Below are 15,840 nucleotides of genomic sequence, written 5' to 3' on the forward strand. Positions count from 1 at the left end.
GAAGATATAGACTCAGCCATTCCATGGCAAATACGTCCATTTTCTTGCTTTTTTGCGCTGTCTACGGATGTTTTGTCCGCCAAACTCGTGCCAAGGCACTCAGACACGGCATCTATAAGCGGCGGAGAAAAATAAGAAAATGGACAGGTTTGTTCATGGAATGGTTGGAGCTGTATTCGTCATTTTGCCAAGTTTTAAAATTATTTTGAGGAGAAAATCATGAACAATATAATTTCAACACATATTGATGAAAATGAAGCATATGTAAGAAAACGCCTGCAAAACTGTGATGATTGTATCATTCGTCCTATGCTTTTAGGAGAGGGTAAGAAGATACGTTGCCTTGTAGTTTATATCGAGGTTGCCGTAAGTAATATGGTGTTGGAGGACTCTGTAATTGGCAAGCTGATCAATCATATATGGGAGATGCCGGGAGATGAACTGATTGAATTTGTTAAAGACAACGGAATGGGAATTTCCGATGTACAGCCTTTGGAAAACATGGATAAAGCTTTTGCAGCCATGTTGGCTGGAAATGCAATCTTTTTTATAGATGGTTACAATAAGGCAATTAAAATCGGAAGTAAAGGATACCCCAATCTCAGTGTTTCAGAGTCCAGCAGAGAAAAGGTGCTTCGTGGTTCAAAAGAAGGGTTTACCGATGCAGTAAAGACAAATGCCGCATTGGTGCGAAAGAGAATTCGAGATACAAGATTAAAAGTAAAACAGAAAACAATGGGAGAAAGAAGCCAGACGCTGGTGCAGCTTTTGTATATGGAAGATTTAGTGCGGCCGGAGCTTTTGTCAGAGATTGAAAATCGTCTGGACTCCTTTGTTATTGATGGAATTTTAGATACCGGAGTTATTGAGCAGCTTACAGAAAAACATTGGCTTTCACCTTTTCCTCAGTTTCAGACTACAGAGCGACCGGATAAATGCGCAGCAGAAATTTTAAATGGCAGAATTTTATTATTGTGTGACCACTCTCCCACAGGGGTTTTACTTCCGGCAGTTTTAAATGATTTTCTGCAGGTTAGTGAAGACAGCTACAATCACTTTGAAATTGTGAGTTTTCAGCGGATTATTCGCTATTTTGCTTTGCTTTTAACCCTGTTGTTTTCCGGCACATATCTTGCAGTTACAAATTTTCACACACAGGTCTTGCCAACAAATCTGATTTTGTCCTTTTGCGAGGCACGACAAGGGGTTCCTTTTCCGGCTCTTTTAGAAGTATTATTTATGGAAATTGCCTTTGAAACTATTCGAGAGGCAGGAGTACGGATGCCAGGACCTCTGGGGGGTACTATTGGTATTGTAGGAGGCCTGATTGTAGGACAGGCAGCGGTGGAAGCCAATCTGGTAAGCCCTATTGTGGTGGTGGTAGTGGCTGTGACAGCGCTTTGCTCACTGGCAATTCCTAATCAGGAATTTTCAGCGCCATTTCGAATGTTAAAGTTTGGCTTTATTTTTCTGGGAGGAACTTTAGGAGTATTTGGAATTCTTCTTGGGCTTTATCTGACCATCAGCCATCTGGCAGGGTTAAAGAGTTTTGGAATTCCTTACCTGACTCCTTTTGCAGCTCAAAATCAGGCAGGATACAGAGGGGAACAGGATGGTGTTGTACGTGCTCCCTTCCTTTTTCTTACCAAAAGACCATTGTATGCAAAGCGAGACCAGCAGATAAAACTGCGTAATAAAAAGAAGGGAGGGGTATGATATGTTTGCAGATAATGCCAGAATTTCTCACAGACAATTGTTTCGCCAGATTGTTCTGGGCGTTTTAGGGATTTATACACTGGTTATTCCTATATTTCCGGAAGTTTCGGGAAGACAGGGGGTTTTATGCCTGCTTACAGTACTGGCAGTGTATCTTCTTTTCTGTATTTATTTTATTCGAATAAAAACCGTAATGCAAAATCCTAAGAGGTATATGGGGAAGGCTGCAGGCAGTATTTTTGTTTTTCTGTATATGTCGTGGCTGTGCGTCATGGGAGTGTATCTTCTTTTGATGACAGCCAGAATTACGGACCGCTTTCTTATTGAAGGAAGTGTGTATTGGATTATTATTATTTTAGCAGGAATAGTCACGTATCTGGGCAGTCATCAAGGTCTGGAAAGAAGGGGAAGAATGGCAGAGGTGTGCTTTCCTGTTTTGCTTTTTATTATAGGAATAATGTTATGTCTGGGAATTTTGCGTATGAAAAGCTACTACCTGGGAGAATTGGGAGATTTGAGTTTACAGGGGTGGTTAAAGGGAAGTTATCAGATTTTTTGCGCTTTTTTACCTTTTGCCTTTTTACCTGTTACACTGGGAAATGTGAAAAAACCGGGAGAAACAGGAAAAGTGATGCGTGGAGCGCTGCTGCTTGTAACAGGAACTTTGATAATATGCCTTTTATTGTTACAGGGAAGCTTTGGGATTGGGGGATATGAGCACAGGCAGTATCCAATGATTGAATTCATGGCAGGTATTCGAATTCCCGGAGATTTTCTGGAACGAGTGGATATTTTCTGGGTGGCAGCAGTGATGTTTAGTATGTTGTTCGCTTTAGGAGGCGTATTTTTTTACAATCATGAATTGTTGGTAAGGACAGATATGGAAAAAGGAGCTCCTTTTCTGGCAGTGGGAGTTGTGGCAGCGGCTTTAATATGTGAAAAAATGCAGATACCCGAAGAATTTTTCTGGAATATCACAGGCTGGTTTTACGGACCATTGTTTTTGCTTCTTCTATCTTATGCCGGTTTTGCCGGTCGGAAAAAATCCGTTTTTGTAAGAAGCGCAGTGATTGTTTTGTGTATACTTCCTTTATCCGGCTGTGGGGTGTCTTTAGAAAACAGAGAATTTCCACTATCTATGAGTGCAGATTATAAAGACGGAAAATATGAACTGATTTATGGCATTCCCGGATTAGGAGAAATAACAGGACAGGGGAAAAATCAGGAAGAGCAGGCTCAGGCGATTTCCTATCAGGGAAAGACTCCCAAGGAAGCAGAGGCAGCATTTAACAGAAATCAGAAGAATTATCTGGATATGGGACATATGAAAACGGTTATTTTAGGAAAAGAACTTCTGGAAAACGAGAAGGCTTTATTTGAAATTTTAGATTATTTAGAAGAAAAGCCTTCTGTAGCAGGGAATATCTACGTGTTTTCCTGTGAAGATGTTGCAACGCTTATGAGTTTTGATACACAGGGAGGGGAGTCAGTGGGAGATTATCTTACGGGAATTTTGGAGAACAATCTGGAGGGCAGGCCCAAGGATGCAGTTACTCTTCAGGATTTATATAATGCGTGGCACAGAGAAGAAAAATTGCCAGAGCTTTTAGAAGTGGAAACAGTGAATAAAAGACCGCAAATTCGTCAATACTCCTGATAAGAAAATCAGGAGGTACATAAAAGTTGGGTGAAAAATGGAAAGACAGGAAAATCTGGCTGGCAGCAGCAGTTTTGGGATTGGCAGTGACTTTGTTTTTAACAGGAATAAATACGGTTCGCTTAAAAAGAGAAAACAGAGAAATGCAGGAACGCCTGGACAGAGAAATACAGCAAGGGATTGCAGAAGAGGTATTCCGTCTTCACGTAATTGCAAACAGCGATAAAGATATGGATCAGGAATTAAAATTACAGGTGAAAAATAAAATCGTAGAATATTTACAGAAAATTTTAAAACCAGATGCAGATTTAGAAGAAACTAAGGAGGCAGTACTCACGCATTTACAGGAAATAGAGGAAGAAGCAGAAAAGACTGTAGAGGAGGCAGGGTTTGATTATGAAGTACGTGCAGCAGTGGAGAACACCTACTTTCCGGATAAAACCTATGGAGATTGTACTTTTCCGGCAGGAGAATATGAGGCTTTGAATGTACGCATTGGAGAGGCACAGGGACATAATTGGTGGTGTGTGCTTTATCCCAGTTTGTGTTTTATTGATGATACTTATGGTATAGTGACAGAAGAAAAGAAGGAGGATTTGAAATCTGTGCTTACAGAAGAAGAATTTGAGCAGATTTTAAAAAATCCACAGGAAAAGCCAAAGGTGAAGATTGGATTTCGTTGGTTTTAACCTTGCAATATCCCTTTGTTAAGGGTAAAATGAGAAACAGACGATAAAAAGACAGTTATGAGGTTATTGTATGAAATATAAGAAAACAGCGCCTATCGGCGTTTTTGATTCCGGAGTAGGTGGTCTGACAGTTGCAAGAGAGATTATGAGAAATTTGCCTCATGAGAAAATCGTGTATTTCGGTGATACTGCCAGAGTTCCGTATGGAAGTAAATCAAAAGAAACAATTTTGCGCTATTCCAGACAGATTGTCCGCTTTTTACAAACTCAAGAGGTAAAAGCTATTGTGGTAGCCTGTAATACGGCAAGTGCGCTGGCTCTTGAAACAATCAGTGAAGAAATTGATATTCCCATTATTGGTGTGGTAAAGCCGGGAGCAAAGGTGGCAGCACAGACTACCAGAAATAAAAAGATTGGACTTATTGGTACAAGGGCAACTGTAAAGTCAGATTTATACCGCAAAACTATTCAGGCGGAAAATCCGGAGATTGAAGTAATCGGGCAGCCATGTCCGTTGTTTGTGCCTCTGGTGGAAGAAGGATGGTTGAAAGACCCTGTTACTATAGAGGTTGCTAAGCGGTATCTGGCGCCGTTATTAGAAAAAGATATTGATACACTTATTTTAGGTTGTACTCATTATCCTCTTCTTCGTTCTACTTTAAAGACGTTAGTGGGGGATGAGGTGACACTGGTAAATCCTGCTTATGAAACAGCAAAAGAATTACAGAGACTTTTAAAAGAGCAGGGTATGGAAAATGAGATACATGTAGATGAAGAATTTCCCTATCGCTTTTTCGTCAGTGATGAGGAAGAATGTTTTCAGGAATTTGCAAATTCTATTCTTCCTTATAATGTAAAGCGAACAGAGCAGATTAATATTGAGGAGTTTTAAAAATGACAAAAGATGTTTTAGTTACGGTAAAAGGACTTCAGAGTATGGAAGATGGCAGTCCTCCAGAAGAAGTAGAAATGGTGGCAAAGGGTGAGTATTATTATAAAAATGGACACCATTATATTTTTTATAATGAAACTATAGAAGGGTTCACAGAGCAGAACAGAAACAGTATTAAAATTTTAGAAAATAGTGTGGAAGTAAAGAAAAAGGGACTTACTAATATGCAGATGATTTTCGAGGAGCAGAAAAAAAATATCACATATTATACCACTCCTTTTGGAAATCTTCAGATGGGAATTGCAGCTACCAATATAGATGTAAAAGAACAGGAAAAAAGTCTGGAGCTTTGTATTGATTATGCATTGGAAATTAATGGAGAACATGCAGCAGACTGCCAGATTGCAGTAAGTGTAAAAGAAAAGGACAGCGGTGAATTTTCTTTAAATATATAAAAAATGGGATTATTTCTTTAAGCAATAATCAGGAATATCCATACATTTTTGATAAATCTGTGGAGCACGCCTTGAGATTACAAGCTCAAAGCAAGTCCAGACTGAATGTAAAATGTATAAATATTCCCAACGTACACTTAAAGTAATAATCCCGTTTATTTTTGGGCAGACGCAGCTTTTTCTTTCATGCGTTTGAACCATCCCTTTTTCTTAGCCGGAGGTGTCAGGGAACCGCGAAGTCCTCTTACTCCTACAATGTAAATACCGCTTACATCGGCTTTGATTTCTTTTTTTACAGGAATTAAGTCAAATATTGCTTCGTCAGCTACCAAAGTCATAATCTTTGGTCCGATTTTGGCTTTTACGATAGGCAGCTTAGAACGGCGCATAAGCTTTGGAGTCTGGTCGATAACCATCTGTGGCAGACCGGATTGTTTAATAGGCAGACGTTTTTTATCAATGATAAGCATTGTCATAGTCTGCTTCATAGCATCCATCTGTACCTGTTGTTCTTCCTGTTTTTTCTGAGCCTTTTTTCCAAGGAAAAAGAGAACAATAATACCAATGATTAAAATAACCAAAACAACCAGAAGTATTTTCGTAAGCATTTCTGTTAATCCTCCTATTATTTCAGTAATTCATACTTAGAATATTCTAGCACCCTTTCCGTGAAAAGGCAACTAAAAATCCCTTGAAACCCTTTCTTTTTCAGCGGTAATATGGTATAACTGCTTTTGTATACTAATTTTGAATGGAGAGGAAAAAAGGCATGAAGAAAAAAATGATAATCCTTCTGCTGACATTGGGAATTCTGGGTACAGCGATGGGCTGCGGCGAAAAGAAGGATAAAACAGAAGATAAAGAAGGAACAAAAACAGAGCAGTCTTCACAAGAAGATTTTCAGCTGACAAATAAAGACGGAAAAGTAGTAGCGGTAGATATTGATGATATAGAAAAATATATTACTTTAGGAGAATATAAAAATCTTCAGGTGACAGAAACACCTAAGGCTACTGTGACAGACGAAGAAGTGGATAACAGTATTCATTATACACTTATGACAGGTTATGAGCAGGTTGAAGTGACAGAGGACAGAGCTGTTCAGCAAGATGATACAGTCAATATTGATTTCACAGGTTATATGGATGGTGAGGAATTTGAAGGCGGTTCTGCACAGGGTGAAGATTTGCGTATTGGTTCAGGTTCTATGATCGAAGGCTTTGAAGAAGGGCTGATTGGACACAAAAAAGGTGAAGAAGTGACTTTAGACCTGACTTTTCCAACTGATTACAGAGCGGAAGAAATGCAGGGAAAAGCAGTACAGTTCAAGGTGAAAATTAACAGTATTTCTCAGGCGCCGGAACTTACCGATGAATGGGCAGCAGCCAATACAGACTATAAGACTGCGGAAGAATTCAGAACAGCACATAAAGATACAATGCAGAAGAGTATAGATTTAGAATATGAAGGTCAGGTAAAATCTGATTTATTTACTATGGTAGTAGAAAGTACAGAGTTTAAGGAATATCCGGAGGCTATTTTAGAACAGGGCAAAAAAGATGTAAAGGAAAGACTTGATCAGATGTATCAGGCACAGTTCCAGATGACTTTGGACGATTACGTTAAGCAGCAGGAGATTTCTGAAGAAGAAGTAGATAAGGTACTTACAGAGTCCGCGCAGACTTATTTACAGCAGAATTTAATTGTACAGGCTATTTTCAATGCAGAGGGAATTGAAATGAGCGAAGAAGACTACACAGTAGAAGAAGCAAAATATGCAGAAGCAAATGGATTTCCAGATGCAGAAACCATGAAGATGTATTATGGTGATTTGAACGTATTAAAAGACAGCGTTCTCTGGAATAAAGCATGTGATGTAATTATGGAAACTGCTACAGTAACAGAACAGGAACCGGAAGCTGATACACAGGAATAGTGGATAAATACCGCAGACAAACATGAAAGATAGAATGTGTGTCTGCGGTTTATTATTACTACGCAAAGAGCGTACTGCAGCGGATAGATAAAAGGAGATAAAAGAGATGAAGACAAAAACAAGGAGAATATTAGGACTTTTGCTTGTTATGCTTCTTATTGTTGTGCCTCTTTGGGGCTGTGGAAAAGAAAAAATGCAAGGCAGTGTGAATTCTGATATTGTGCAAAATACACAGACAGCAGGTGGTCTTATCGTACATTATCTGGATGTTGGACAGGGAAATGCCATTTTACTTCAGTCAGAGGGGAAATCCATGCTCATAGATGGTGGTGCAAGAAAGAGTTCTTCCTTTGTGGTAAGTTATCTGGAAAAGCAAAATATTGAAAAACTGGATTATGTTTTGATTTCCCATTTTGATGAGGATCATTTATCAGGCGCTGTGGGTGCCTTACATAAATTTCCGGTGGGGACTTTGATTACACCGGATTATGAGGCTGACTCTAATATTTTTCAATCTTATCAAAAAGTGGTAGAGGAGAAAGGATATGAAGCTGTGCATCCACAGCAGGGACAGGAATTTTCTTTGGGAAGCGCAAAATTTCGGATTATCTCTCCTGTATCTTACGGTCATGAGGATGAAAATCAAGACTCTGTAGGAGTTATTTTAGAAAACGGAGAACAGAAATTTTTTATCGGCGGAGATATCGGGCTGGAAAGTGAAAAAGAAATTTTAGAGTCCGGTGTGGATATTCAGGCAGATGTTATGCTTATGAACCATCATGGTTCCCATGTAAGCGAAGAATTTTTCAAAAAAATCGCCCCTTCTTACAGTGTAATCAGTTGTGGGGAGGACAATAAGTATGGGCACCCCAGAGAAGATACTATGGAGCTTTTAAAGAAGTATGATGTACCGGTATTTCGTACAGATGTGCAGGGAACTATCCTTATGTACAGTGACGGAAAAGAGCTGACATTTCAACAGGAACCCTGTAATGATTACACCCCGGGGGATAGAAATGGGACAGAAGAAGACCAGGATATCCAGGAGTTTAATAACAGCAATGAACAGGAATGTGACTTTGTTTTGAATGCACATACAAAGAAAATTCACAAGAAGAGTTGTTCATCTGTAGAAAAGATGTCAGAGGACAACAGAAGTTACTACAAAGGGGATATCAATGCTTTGCTTGATGCAGGATATAGTGCCTGCAAAAGCTGTAATCCATAAAAAGAAGGAAAAGATACAAAGGAGAATAGGAAATGAAAAAGACATTAAAGCAGCTGGCAGGTTATTATAAACCCTATAAGGGACTTTTCTTTTCAGACCTGTTTTTCGCAGTTTTAGGAGCAGGGATTACATTGGTAATCCCGCTTCTGGTACGTTATATTACAAGCAATGTAGTGTATTATCCGGTGGATAAAGCTGTAAATGTGATTATAAAATTGGGGATATTAATGATTGCTTTAGTCCTTTTAGAGGCCTTTTGCAATTTTTATATTTCTTATTATGGGCATCTTATGGGGGCTCGCATTGAGAGAGATATGAGAAATGAGATTTTCAGTCATTATCAGAAGCTGTCCTTTGCGTTTTTTGATAACCAGAAGGTAGGACAGCTACTTTCCAGAGTGACGTCAGACTTGTTTGAAATCAGTGAGCTTTTGCATCACGGACCAGAGGATTTAATTATTTCTATAATCAAATTTGTGGGTGCATTTTTCATTTTGGCGTTTATTAATATGAAATTGGCTTTAGCTGCATTTTTCTTTATTCCATTTTTGGTTTTGTATGCCCTTTATTTTAACCGTAAGATGGAGACAGCGTTTCGAACCAATAGAGCCCGTATTGCAGACATTAACACACAGATTGAGGATAGTCTTTCAGGAATTCGTGTGGTAAAATCTTTTGCAAACGAACAGGAAGAAATGAGAAAATTTAAAATCGGAAATCAGCGTTTTGTAGAGTCTAAAAAACAGAGTTATCAGTATATGGGGACGTATTATTCAGGGATGGGAGCCTTTACCACACTGATTACGGTTGTAGTTCTTCTGGTAGGTGCATTTTCTCTTACAAAAGGACAGATGCCGGTAGCGGATTTAGTAACGGTTCTTTTATATATTAATAATTTTACGGAACCTGTGAAAAAGTTAATTAATTTTACAGAGCAGTTCCAGAATGGATACAGTGGATATGTACGTTTTCGCGAAATTATGGAGGTAGAGCCGGATATTACAGATGATGAGGATGCTTGTGAACTTACCAATGTAAAAGGTGCCATTGATTTCGAAGGTGTTTCTTTTTCTTATGAAGGAAACAAAGAGCAGGTACTAAAGGATGTAAATCTTAAGGTAAATGCAGGAGAATATGTGGCTTTAGTAGGTGGCTCAGGAGCTGGAAAAACAACTCTTTGCAGCTTAATTCCCCGTTTCTATGACGTAACAGAGGGAAGGGTTTTACTGGATGGACAGGATATCAGAAAGATTAAATTGCACAGTCTGCGAAGCAAAATTGGTATTGTGCAGCAGGATGTTTATCTGTTTGCAGGAACGGTTATGGAAAATATTCGATATGGAAAACCGGCTGCCACAGATGAAGAAGTGATACAGGCTGCCAAAGCTGCCAATGCCCATGATTTCATTATGGAACTGGATAATGGTTACCATACAGACATCGGACAAAGAGGTGTGAAACTTTCGGGGGGACAGAAGCAGAGACTTTCTATTGCCAGAGTTTTCCTGAAAAATCCTCCGATTTTAATTTTTGATGAGGCAACTTCTGCTCTTGATAATGAGAGCGAAAAAATTGTACAGGACTCCCTGGAAAAGCTTTCTGCAGACAGAACTACCTTTGTAATTGCCCATAGACTTTCCACGATTAGAAAAGCTCAGCGAATTCTGGTGCTGACGGAGGACGGAATTGCAGAGGAAGGAACACATCAGGAACTTATGGACAAAGAAGGGATTTACAGCAGTCTTTATAAACTTTCGTTTTCATGATACAATAAAAAAAGAAATGCAGGGAAAGGAATGGTTGAACATGATAGCAGATAAGATGAAAGCAGTGATAAACAACAGCTCGGCAATTCGTGCAATGTTTGAAGAAGGAAAAAAATTAGCAAAAGAATATGGTGCAGAAAACGTTTATGATTTTAGTCTGGGCAACCCAAACGTCCCTGCACCGCCTGTAGTACAGGAGGCAATGTGTGAAATAGTGAAGAATGAGGATCCGGTTGTTCTTCATGGATATATGAGCAACGGCGGATATGAAGATGTAAGGCAGGCAGTGGCAGAGTCTTTGAATAAAAGATTTGATACTTCTTTTGAGAAGGAAAATATTATTATGACAGTAGGGGCTGCCGGAGGATTAAATGTAATTTTAAAAACACTGTTAAATCCACAGGATGAAGTTATAGTGATTGCACCATATTTTGGAGAATACAATGCATACGTTTCTAATTATGATGGAGTTTTAGTGGTAGTGAGCCCTGATACCAGAGATTTTCAGCCTAATTTAAAAGAATTAGAGGAAAAGCTTACAAAGAGAACAAAGGCAATTATCATAAATTCGCCTAATAATCCTACGGGTGTAGTGTATTCAGAGGAAACAATCAAAAAGCTGGCAGAGATTTTGAAGAGAAAACAAAAGGAATTCGGAACGGATATTTATCTGATCTCTGATGAACCATATCGAGAATTGGTTTATGACGGGGTAAATGTTCCTTATCTGACAAAATATTATGAAAATACTATTGTAGGATATTCTTTTAGTAAATCACTTTCTTTGCCGGGTGAAAGAATTGGTTATCTTGTTATTCCAAAGGAAGCGGCAGACTCAGAAGAAATTCAGGCAGCAGCCAGTGTGGCAACCAGAATTTTAGGATATGTAAATGCGCCTTCTTTCATGCAGAAAGTGGTTGCCAGATGCCTGGATGCAAAGACAGATGTGCCTTATTATAATCGAAATCGCGAAACATTGTATCATGCCCTTGTAGAAATGGGATTTCATTGTATTAAACCGGAAGGGGCTTTTTACTTGTTTATGAAATCGCCTGTAGCAGATGAAAAAGAATTTTGCGAAGCAGCTAAGAAATATCATATTCTTATGGTGCCTGGTTCCTCTTTTTCCTGTCCGGGATATGTAAGAATTGCTTATTGTGTTTCTTATGAAACGATTGTAAACTCTTTGGACAGCTTCAGAAAGCTGGCGGAGGAATTTCACACCATATAGATTGAGAAGGGAGCAGGTCTGATATGATGAAAAGGGAGTTTTTAGAAGAATTAAAGACAGCGTTAAGCGGGCAGCTGCCGGTAAGTGAAGTGGCAGGACATGTGGCATATTATAAAAATTATATAGAAGAGCAGGAAAGAAGCGGAAAAAGCGAAACAGAAATTTTAAATATGCTGGGAGATCCAAGGCTGATTGCGAGAACAATTTTGGATACTGCTCCCAATAGCGCTGAAAATCAAAACTATTTTTATGAGCAGACACCTGAGGAAAGCCAAAGAAAAGCAGAGAAAAAAGGGTTATCAGACAAAACCAAGAAATATCTTTTTATTGGAATTACTATTGCGGTTGTATTTCTGATTATTTCACTTATTACAACTTTGTTATCTTTTTTACTGCCGATTTTATTACCGGTTATCCTTATTTTAGTGGTGATTTCTATTGTACGAAAAAGATAAAAAACAGAAAGAAATCCCTCATAGGGGAGCTATGAGGGATTTCGAGGGGAGTATAAATAATTAAATAAGGGGTTATAATGTAAAAAAAATTTTTGAAGGGTAAATTCTTTTTACAACCCATATTATAATATAAAAGGAAAAAAAAAGCAATAATATTATTTTTTTGTTAGAAAATTGTTAAAATTTAAGAAATATCAATTTAATATATTTTCCTGAGAATATTATTTTTGATTACAGAGATAATAATACTGTAACGAAAAATTTTTATTCAGGAGGTATTTTATCATGGCAAAAAACATGAACAACACAAATAAGAACAAAGCAACATCTAACACAAACAAAGCGAAAAATTCATACGCAGAAAATTGTGGTGACAGAAATGCAAATAAATCTGCTGCTTCCAATAACAAGAATGCAGCAGAGAAAAATAACTCTAAATCAGAATACAGCTATTAAAAAGGAAACTGTCGCCTGTGCAGGAAACTTCGGTTTTACCGGAGTTTCCTTTTTTTGAAAATAAATTTCTTCCTGCATATACTAATACTAAAAGAAAAAGGAATGATTGTGATGCTGAGTATTGATACAATTTCAGCGGAGGAATTAGATAATTATATAGGCAGACAGGATGCTGTTATTATAGACTTGCGGAATACAGAGGAATATGAGGTCAGCCATTTAAAAACAGCAGTGAATATTCCATATGGGGAAATTGAAAAATGTAGAAAATTCTCCAAGGATAAATTGCTGGTGTTGTACTGCAGTCGTGGAAGCAGCAGTTTATTTGCAGCAAGAGAGCTGATGAGAAGGGGATATCGGGTAAAATCTGTAGTAGGAGGAATTAGATGTTACAAAGGTTCGAACTTGTATTTTTCCAATAGGCATAGTAAAATAAAAAACAAATAATTGAAAATTAAAGTATACAACAAGGAGAAAAACAAGATGAAATATATGTTTGCTTCAGACATTCACGGTTCCGCATATTATTGTAAGAAAATGTTGGAAGCTTATGAGCAGGAAAAGGCAGATCGTTTGATTTTATTGGGAGATATTTTGTACCATGGTCCCAGAAACGATTTGCCAAAAGAATATGCACCTAAGGAAGTTATTGCAATGCTCAATGAAAAAAAGAATGAGCTTTATGTAGTAAGAGGGAACTGCGAAGCAGAAGTAGATCAGATGGTTCTGGAATTTCCGGTTATGGCAGATTACTGTATTATTATGGATGGGGAAAGAACTATTTATGCAAGCCATGGTCATATATATAATGAGGAAAATCTTCCGCCGATGAAAAAAGGGGATATTTTTATTCATGGACATACTCATGTATTACGTGCAGAAAAGAAGGAAAATTATACAATTTTAAATCCGGGTTCTGTGTCAATTCCAAAAGAAGGAAATATTCCTACTTATGCTGTTTTGGAAGATGGTATCTTTAGTATCCGTGGGTTTGAAGGGGAAATTGTTAAGGAGTTAAAACTTTCATGAAAATGTTTGAATTAATAGCACCTTGCCATTTTGGGCTGGAAGCTGTATTAAAGAGAGAAATACAGGATTTAGGATATGAAATCAGCGAAGTAGAAGATGGAAAGGTTACTTTCTATGGAGATGCAGAAGCAATTGTAAGAGCAAACATTTTTCTTCGTACAACAGAAAGAATTCTTTTAAAAGTAGCAAAGATTAAAGCTACAACTTTCGAAGAATTATTTGATAAAACAAAAGCTTTGCCGTGGGAAGAATTTATTCCTGTAGATGGAAAGTTTTGGGTTGCAAAAGCAAATTCTGTAAAAAGTAAACTATTCAGCCCTTCAGATATACAATCTATTATGAAAAAGGCAATGGTAGAGCGTTTGAAATCTGTTTATCATGTGGAATGGTTTGAAGAAGATGGGGCCAGTTATCCTGTACGTGTTTCTTTTATGAAGGATGTGGCAACTATAGGGATTGACACTACGGGATTGTCCTTACATAAACGAGGTTACCGTCAGCTTACCAGCAAGGCTCCTATTACGGAAACTTTGGCAGCGGCTCTTTTAATGCTTACTCCATGGAATAAAGACAGAATTTTAGTGGATCCTTTCTGTGGAAGTGGAACATTTCCAATTGAGGCAGCTATGATAGCAGCTAATATTGCACCGGGAATGAACAGGAGCTTTTTATCTGAGGATTGGAAAAATATAATTTCCAGAAAACACTGGTACAATGCTCATGATGAAGCAAGAGATTTAATGTGTCTGGATATAGAAACCGATATTCAAGGATATGATTTAGATGGTGAAATTGTAAAAGCTGCAAGAGAAAATGCCCGTTGTGCAGGGGTTGAGAAGCTTATTCATTTCCAACAAAGAGATGTAAAAGATTTAAATCATCCGAAAAAATATGGGTTTATTGTAACAAATCCTCCTTATGGAGAACGTATTGAGGAGAAAGGAAATTTACCACAGCTTTATACAACTATAGGTGAAAGTTTTCAAAGACTGGATGCCTGGTCTATGTATCTTATTACTGCATATCAAGATGCAGAGCGTTATATCGGAAGAAATGCGGATAAAAATCGTAAGATTTATAATGGTATGATGAAAACATATTTTTATCAGTTTTTAGGACCAAAACCACCCAGAAAGAAAAAACCTCTGGAGTAAAGGAGAAAATGTCAAATGAGAAGATTGATTTTTGCTACCGGAAATGCACATAAAATGATTGAAATTAAGGAAATCTTAGGAGAGCTGCCAGTAGAAATACTTTCCATGAAAGAAGCTGGAATTGAGGCTGATATTGAGGAAAATGGAAGCACTTTTGAAGAAAATGCTTTAATAAAAGCAAAGGAAGTATGCAAATTAGCGGGAGAAATGGTTTTGGCAGACGATTCTGGTCTTGAAATTGACTATTTAAATGGAGAGCCGGGTATTTATTCTGCGAGATATATGGGAGAAGATACCTCTTATCGTATTAAAAATAAAAATCTCATTGATCGTTTGGAAGGAGTACCCGATGAAAAGAGAACCGCGCGCTTTGTGTGTGCCATTGCAGCTGCATTTCCCGATGGGAGAAGCTTTGTGGTCCGCGGAACTATAGAGGGAATTATAGGGTATGAGGAACGTGGCGAAAATGGATTTGGATATGATCCGATTTTTTATTTACCGGAAAGAGGGGTAAGTACAGCAGAACTTCCTCCTGAAGAGAAAAATAGTATCAGTCATAGAGGAAATGCACTTCGGAAAATGAAAGAACTCCTTGAACACGAGGATTTGTTATGAGAGTATTGATTGTTAGTGATACACATGGCCATGAAGAAAATTTGGAACGGGTTTTGAAGGAAAGAGGACCTTTTCAGCATTTAATCCATTTGGGTGATGTAGAAGGGCAGGAGGATTATATTGAAGTTATTGCAGGCTGTCCAACACATATTGTATCCGGAAATAATGATTTTTTTTCAGATTTGCCCAGAGAAGAAGAGTTTTGGATAAAAGATTATCATATTTTTATTACTCACGGACATTATTATGGTGTTTCAGTGGGAACAGACAGGCTGTATGAGGAGGCAGTTTTTCGAAATGCCAGTGTGGTAATGTATGGTCATACTCATCGGCCGGAGATAGAAGAAAAGAATGGGATTACAATTTTAAATCCAGGCAGTCTGTCTTATCCAAGACAAATAGGAAGAAAGCCCAGTTATATTATTATGGAAATAGATGAGACCGGAAAGGCAAAATATACAATTAATTATTTGTAAGAAAAGCCTCAAACCCCTTATAAATCAAGGGGTTTGAGATTTTGCTTAAAAAAATAAAAAAAATTTTAAAAAAGTGTTGACTTTT

The 15,840-nt window shown here is 37.9% G+C and carries 17 protein-coding genes; 16 read left to right on the top strand and 1 reads right to left on the bottom strand.

Annotated features, from left to right (window positions below):
• Window positions 1-219 precede the first annotated feature (219 nt).
• The 5 genes from BQ7352_RS05145 (at window position 220) to BQ7352_RS05165 (ending at window position 5,409) form a co-directional block, all read left to right on the top strand.
• Window positions 220-1,716 (top strand): spore germination protein, encoded by a 1,497-nt coding sequence (locus tag BQ7352_RS05145; RefSeq protein ID WP_072447567.1) that lies wholly within the window; start codon window positions 220-222, stop codon window positions 1,714-1,716.
• 1 nt (window position 1,717) lies between these two features.
• Complete coding sequence (locus tag BQ7352_RS05150) at window positions 1,718-3,373, top strand: GerAB/ArcD/ProY family transporter (RefSeq protein WP_072447569.1); 1,656 nt, start codon at window positions 1,718-1,720, stop codon at window positions 3,371-3,373.
• A gap of 26 nt (window positions 3,374-3,399) precedes the next feature.
• On the top strand, window positions 3,400-4,062 hold the full coding sequence (spoIIR, locus tag BQ7352_RS05155) for a stage II sporulation protein R (protein ID WP_072447571.1): 663 nt from the start codon (window positions 3,400-3,402) through the stop codon (window positions 4,060-4,062).
• Between the two features lie 70 nt (window positions 4,063-4,132).
• The gene (murI, locus tag BQ7352_RS05160; RefSeq protein WP_072447573.1) at window positions 4,133-4,954 is read left to right on the top strand and encodes a glutamate racemase; all 822 of its coding nucleotides are present in this window, start codon (window positions 4,133-4,135) and stop codon (window positions 4,952-4,954) included.
• Between the two features lie 2 nt (window positions 4,955-4,956).
• Entirely contained in the window at window positions 4,957-5,409 is a 453-nt protein-coding gene (locus tag BQ7352_RS05165) for a YwiB family protein (RefSeq protein WP_072447575.1), read from the top strand.
• A 155-nt stretch (window positions 5,410-5,564) separates the two neighbouring features.
• Here BQ7352_RS05165 and BQ7352_RS05170 read toward each other — a convergent pair whose 3' ends face one another.
• Window positions 5,565-6,017, bottom strand: coding sequence for a hypothetical protein (locus BQ7352_RS05170; protein WP_072447577.1), 453 nt, complete (start codon window positions 6,015-6,017; stop codon window positions 5,565-5,567).
• Window positions 6,018-6,178: 161 nt separating this feature from the next.
• Between BQ7352_RS05170 and tig the strand changes: the two genes are divergently transcribed.
• From tig to BQ7352_RS05220, 11 genes are all read left to right on the top strand, one after another.
• Window positions 6,179-7,345: a trigger factor gene (gene tig / locus BQ7352_RS05175; protein ID WP_072447579.1), complete on the top strand. Its 1,167-nt coding sequence runs from the start codon at window positions 6,179-6,181 to the stop codon at window positions 7,343-7,345.
• A 106-nt stretch (window positions 7,346-7,451) separates the two neighbouring features.
• A complete protein-coding gene (locus BQ7352_RS05180; protein WP_072447581.1) occupies window positions 7,452-8,573 on the top strand; it encodes a ComEC/Rec2 family competence protein in 1,122 nt (373 codons plus the stop codon).
• Window positions 8,574-8,605: 32 nt separating this feature from the next.
• Window positions 8,606-10,339, top strand: coding sequence for an ABC transporter ATP-binding protein (locus BQ7352_RS05185; protein ID WP_072447583.1), 1,734 nt, complete (start codon window positions 8,606-8,608; stop codon window positions 10,337-10,339).
• A 40-nt stretch (window positions 10,340-10,379) separates the two neighbouring features.
• On the top strand, window positions 10,380-11,570 hold the full coding sequence (locus BQ7352_RS05190; RefSeq protein WP_072448606.1) for a pyridoxal phosphate-dependent aminotransferase: 1,191 nt from the start codon (window positions 10,380-10,382) through the stop codon (window positions 11,568-11,570).
• Between the two features lie 23 nt (window positions 11,571-11,593).
• Window positions 11,594-12,025: a DUF1700 domain-containing protein gene (locus tag BQ7352_RS05195; protein ID WP_072447585.1), complete on the top strand. Its 432-nt coding sequence runs from the start codon at window positions 11,594-11,596 to the stop codon at window positions 12,023-12,025.
• 285 nt (window positions 12,026-12,310) lie between these two features.
• Complete coding sequence (locus tag BQ7352_RS14510; protein ID WP_159430631.1) at window positions 12,311-12,481, top strand: hypothetical protein; 171 nt, start codon at window positions 12,311-12,313, stop codon at window positions 12,479-12,481.
• Between the two features lie 111 nt (window positions 12,482-12,592).
• The gene (locus tag BQ7352_RS05200) at window positions 12,593-12,928 is read left to right on the top strand and encodes a rhodanese-like domain-containing protein (protein WP_072447587.1); all 336 of its coding nucleotides are present in this window, start codon (window positions 12,593-12,595) and stop codon (window positions 12,926-12,928) included.
• A gap of 36 nt (window positions 12,929-12,964) precedes the next feature.
• On the top strand, window positions 12,965-13,510 hold the full coding sequence (gene yfcE, locus BQ7352_RS05205; protein WP_072447589.1) for a phosphodiesterase: 546 nt from the start codon (window positions 12,965-12,967) through the stop codon (window positions 13,508-13,510).
• A complete protein-coding gene (locus BQ7352_RS05210) occupies window positions 13,507-14,664 on the top strand; it encodes a THUMP domain-containing class I SAM-dependent RNA methyltransferase (RefSeq protein WP_072447591.1) in 1,158 nt (385 codons plus the stop codon). The genes yfcE and BQ7352_RS05210 overlap by 4 nt, the downstream gene beginning before the upstream one ends.
• A 15-nt stretch (window positions 14,665-14,679) precedes the next feature.
• Window positions 14,680-15,279 (top strand): XTP/dITP diphosphatase, encoded by a 600-nt coding sequence (locus BQ7352_RS05215; RefSeq protein WP_072447593.1) that lies wholly within the window; start codon window positions 14,680-14,682, stop codon window positions 15,277-15,279.
• Window positions 15,276-15,755, top strand: a complete 480-nt coding sequence (locus BQ7352_RS05220) for a metallophosphoesterase family protein (protein WP_072447595.1) — start codon at window positions 15,276-15,278, stop codon at window positions 15,753-15,755. Before BQ7352_RS05215 ends, BQ7352_RS05220 begins: the two co-directional genes overlap by 4 nt.
• Window positions 15,756-15,840 lie beyond the last annotated feature (85 nt).

The organism is Blautia sp. Marseille-P3201T (genome assembly GCF_900120295.1).
GTDB lineage: Bacteria > Bacillota > Clostridia > Lachnospirales > Lachnospiraceae > Blautia.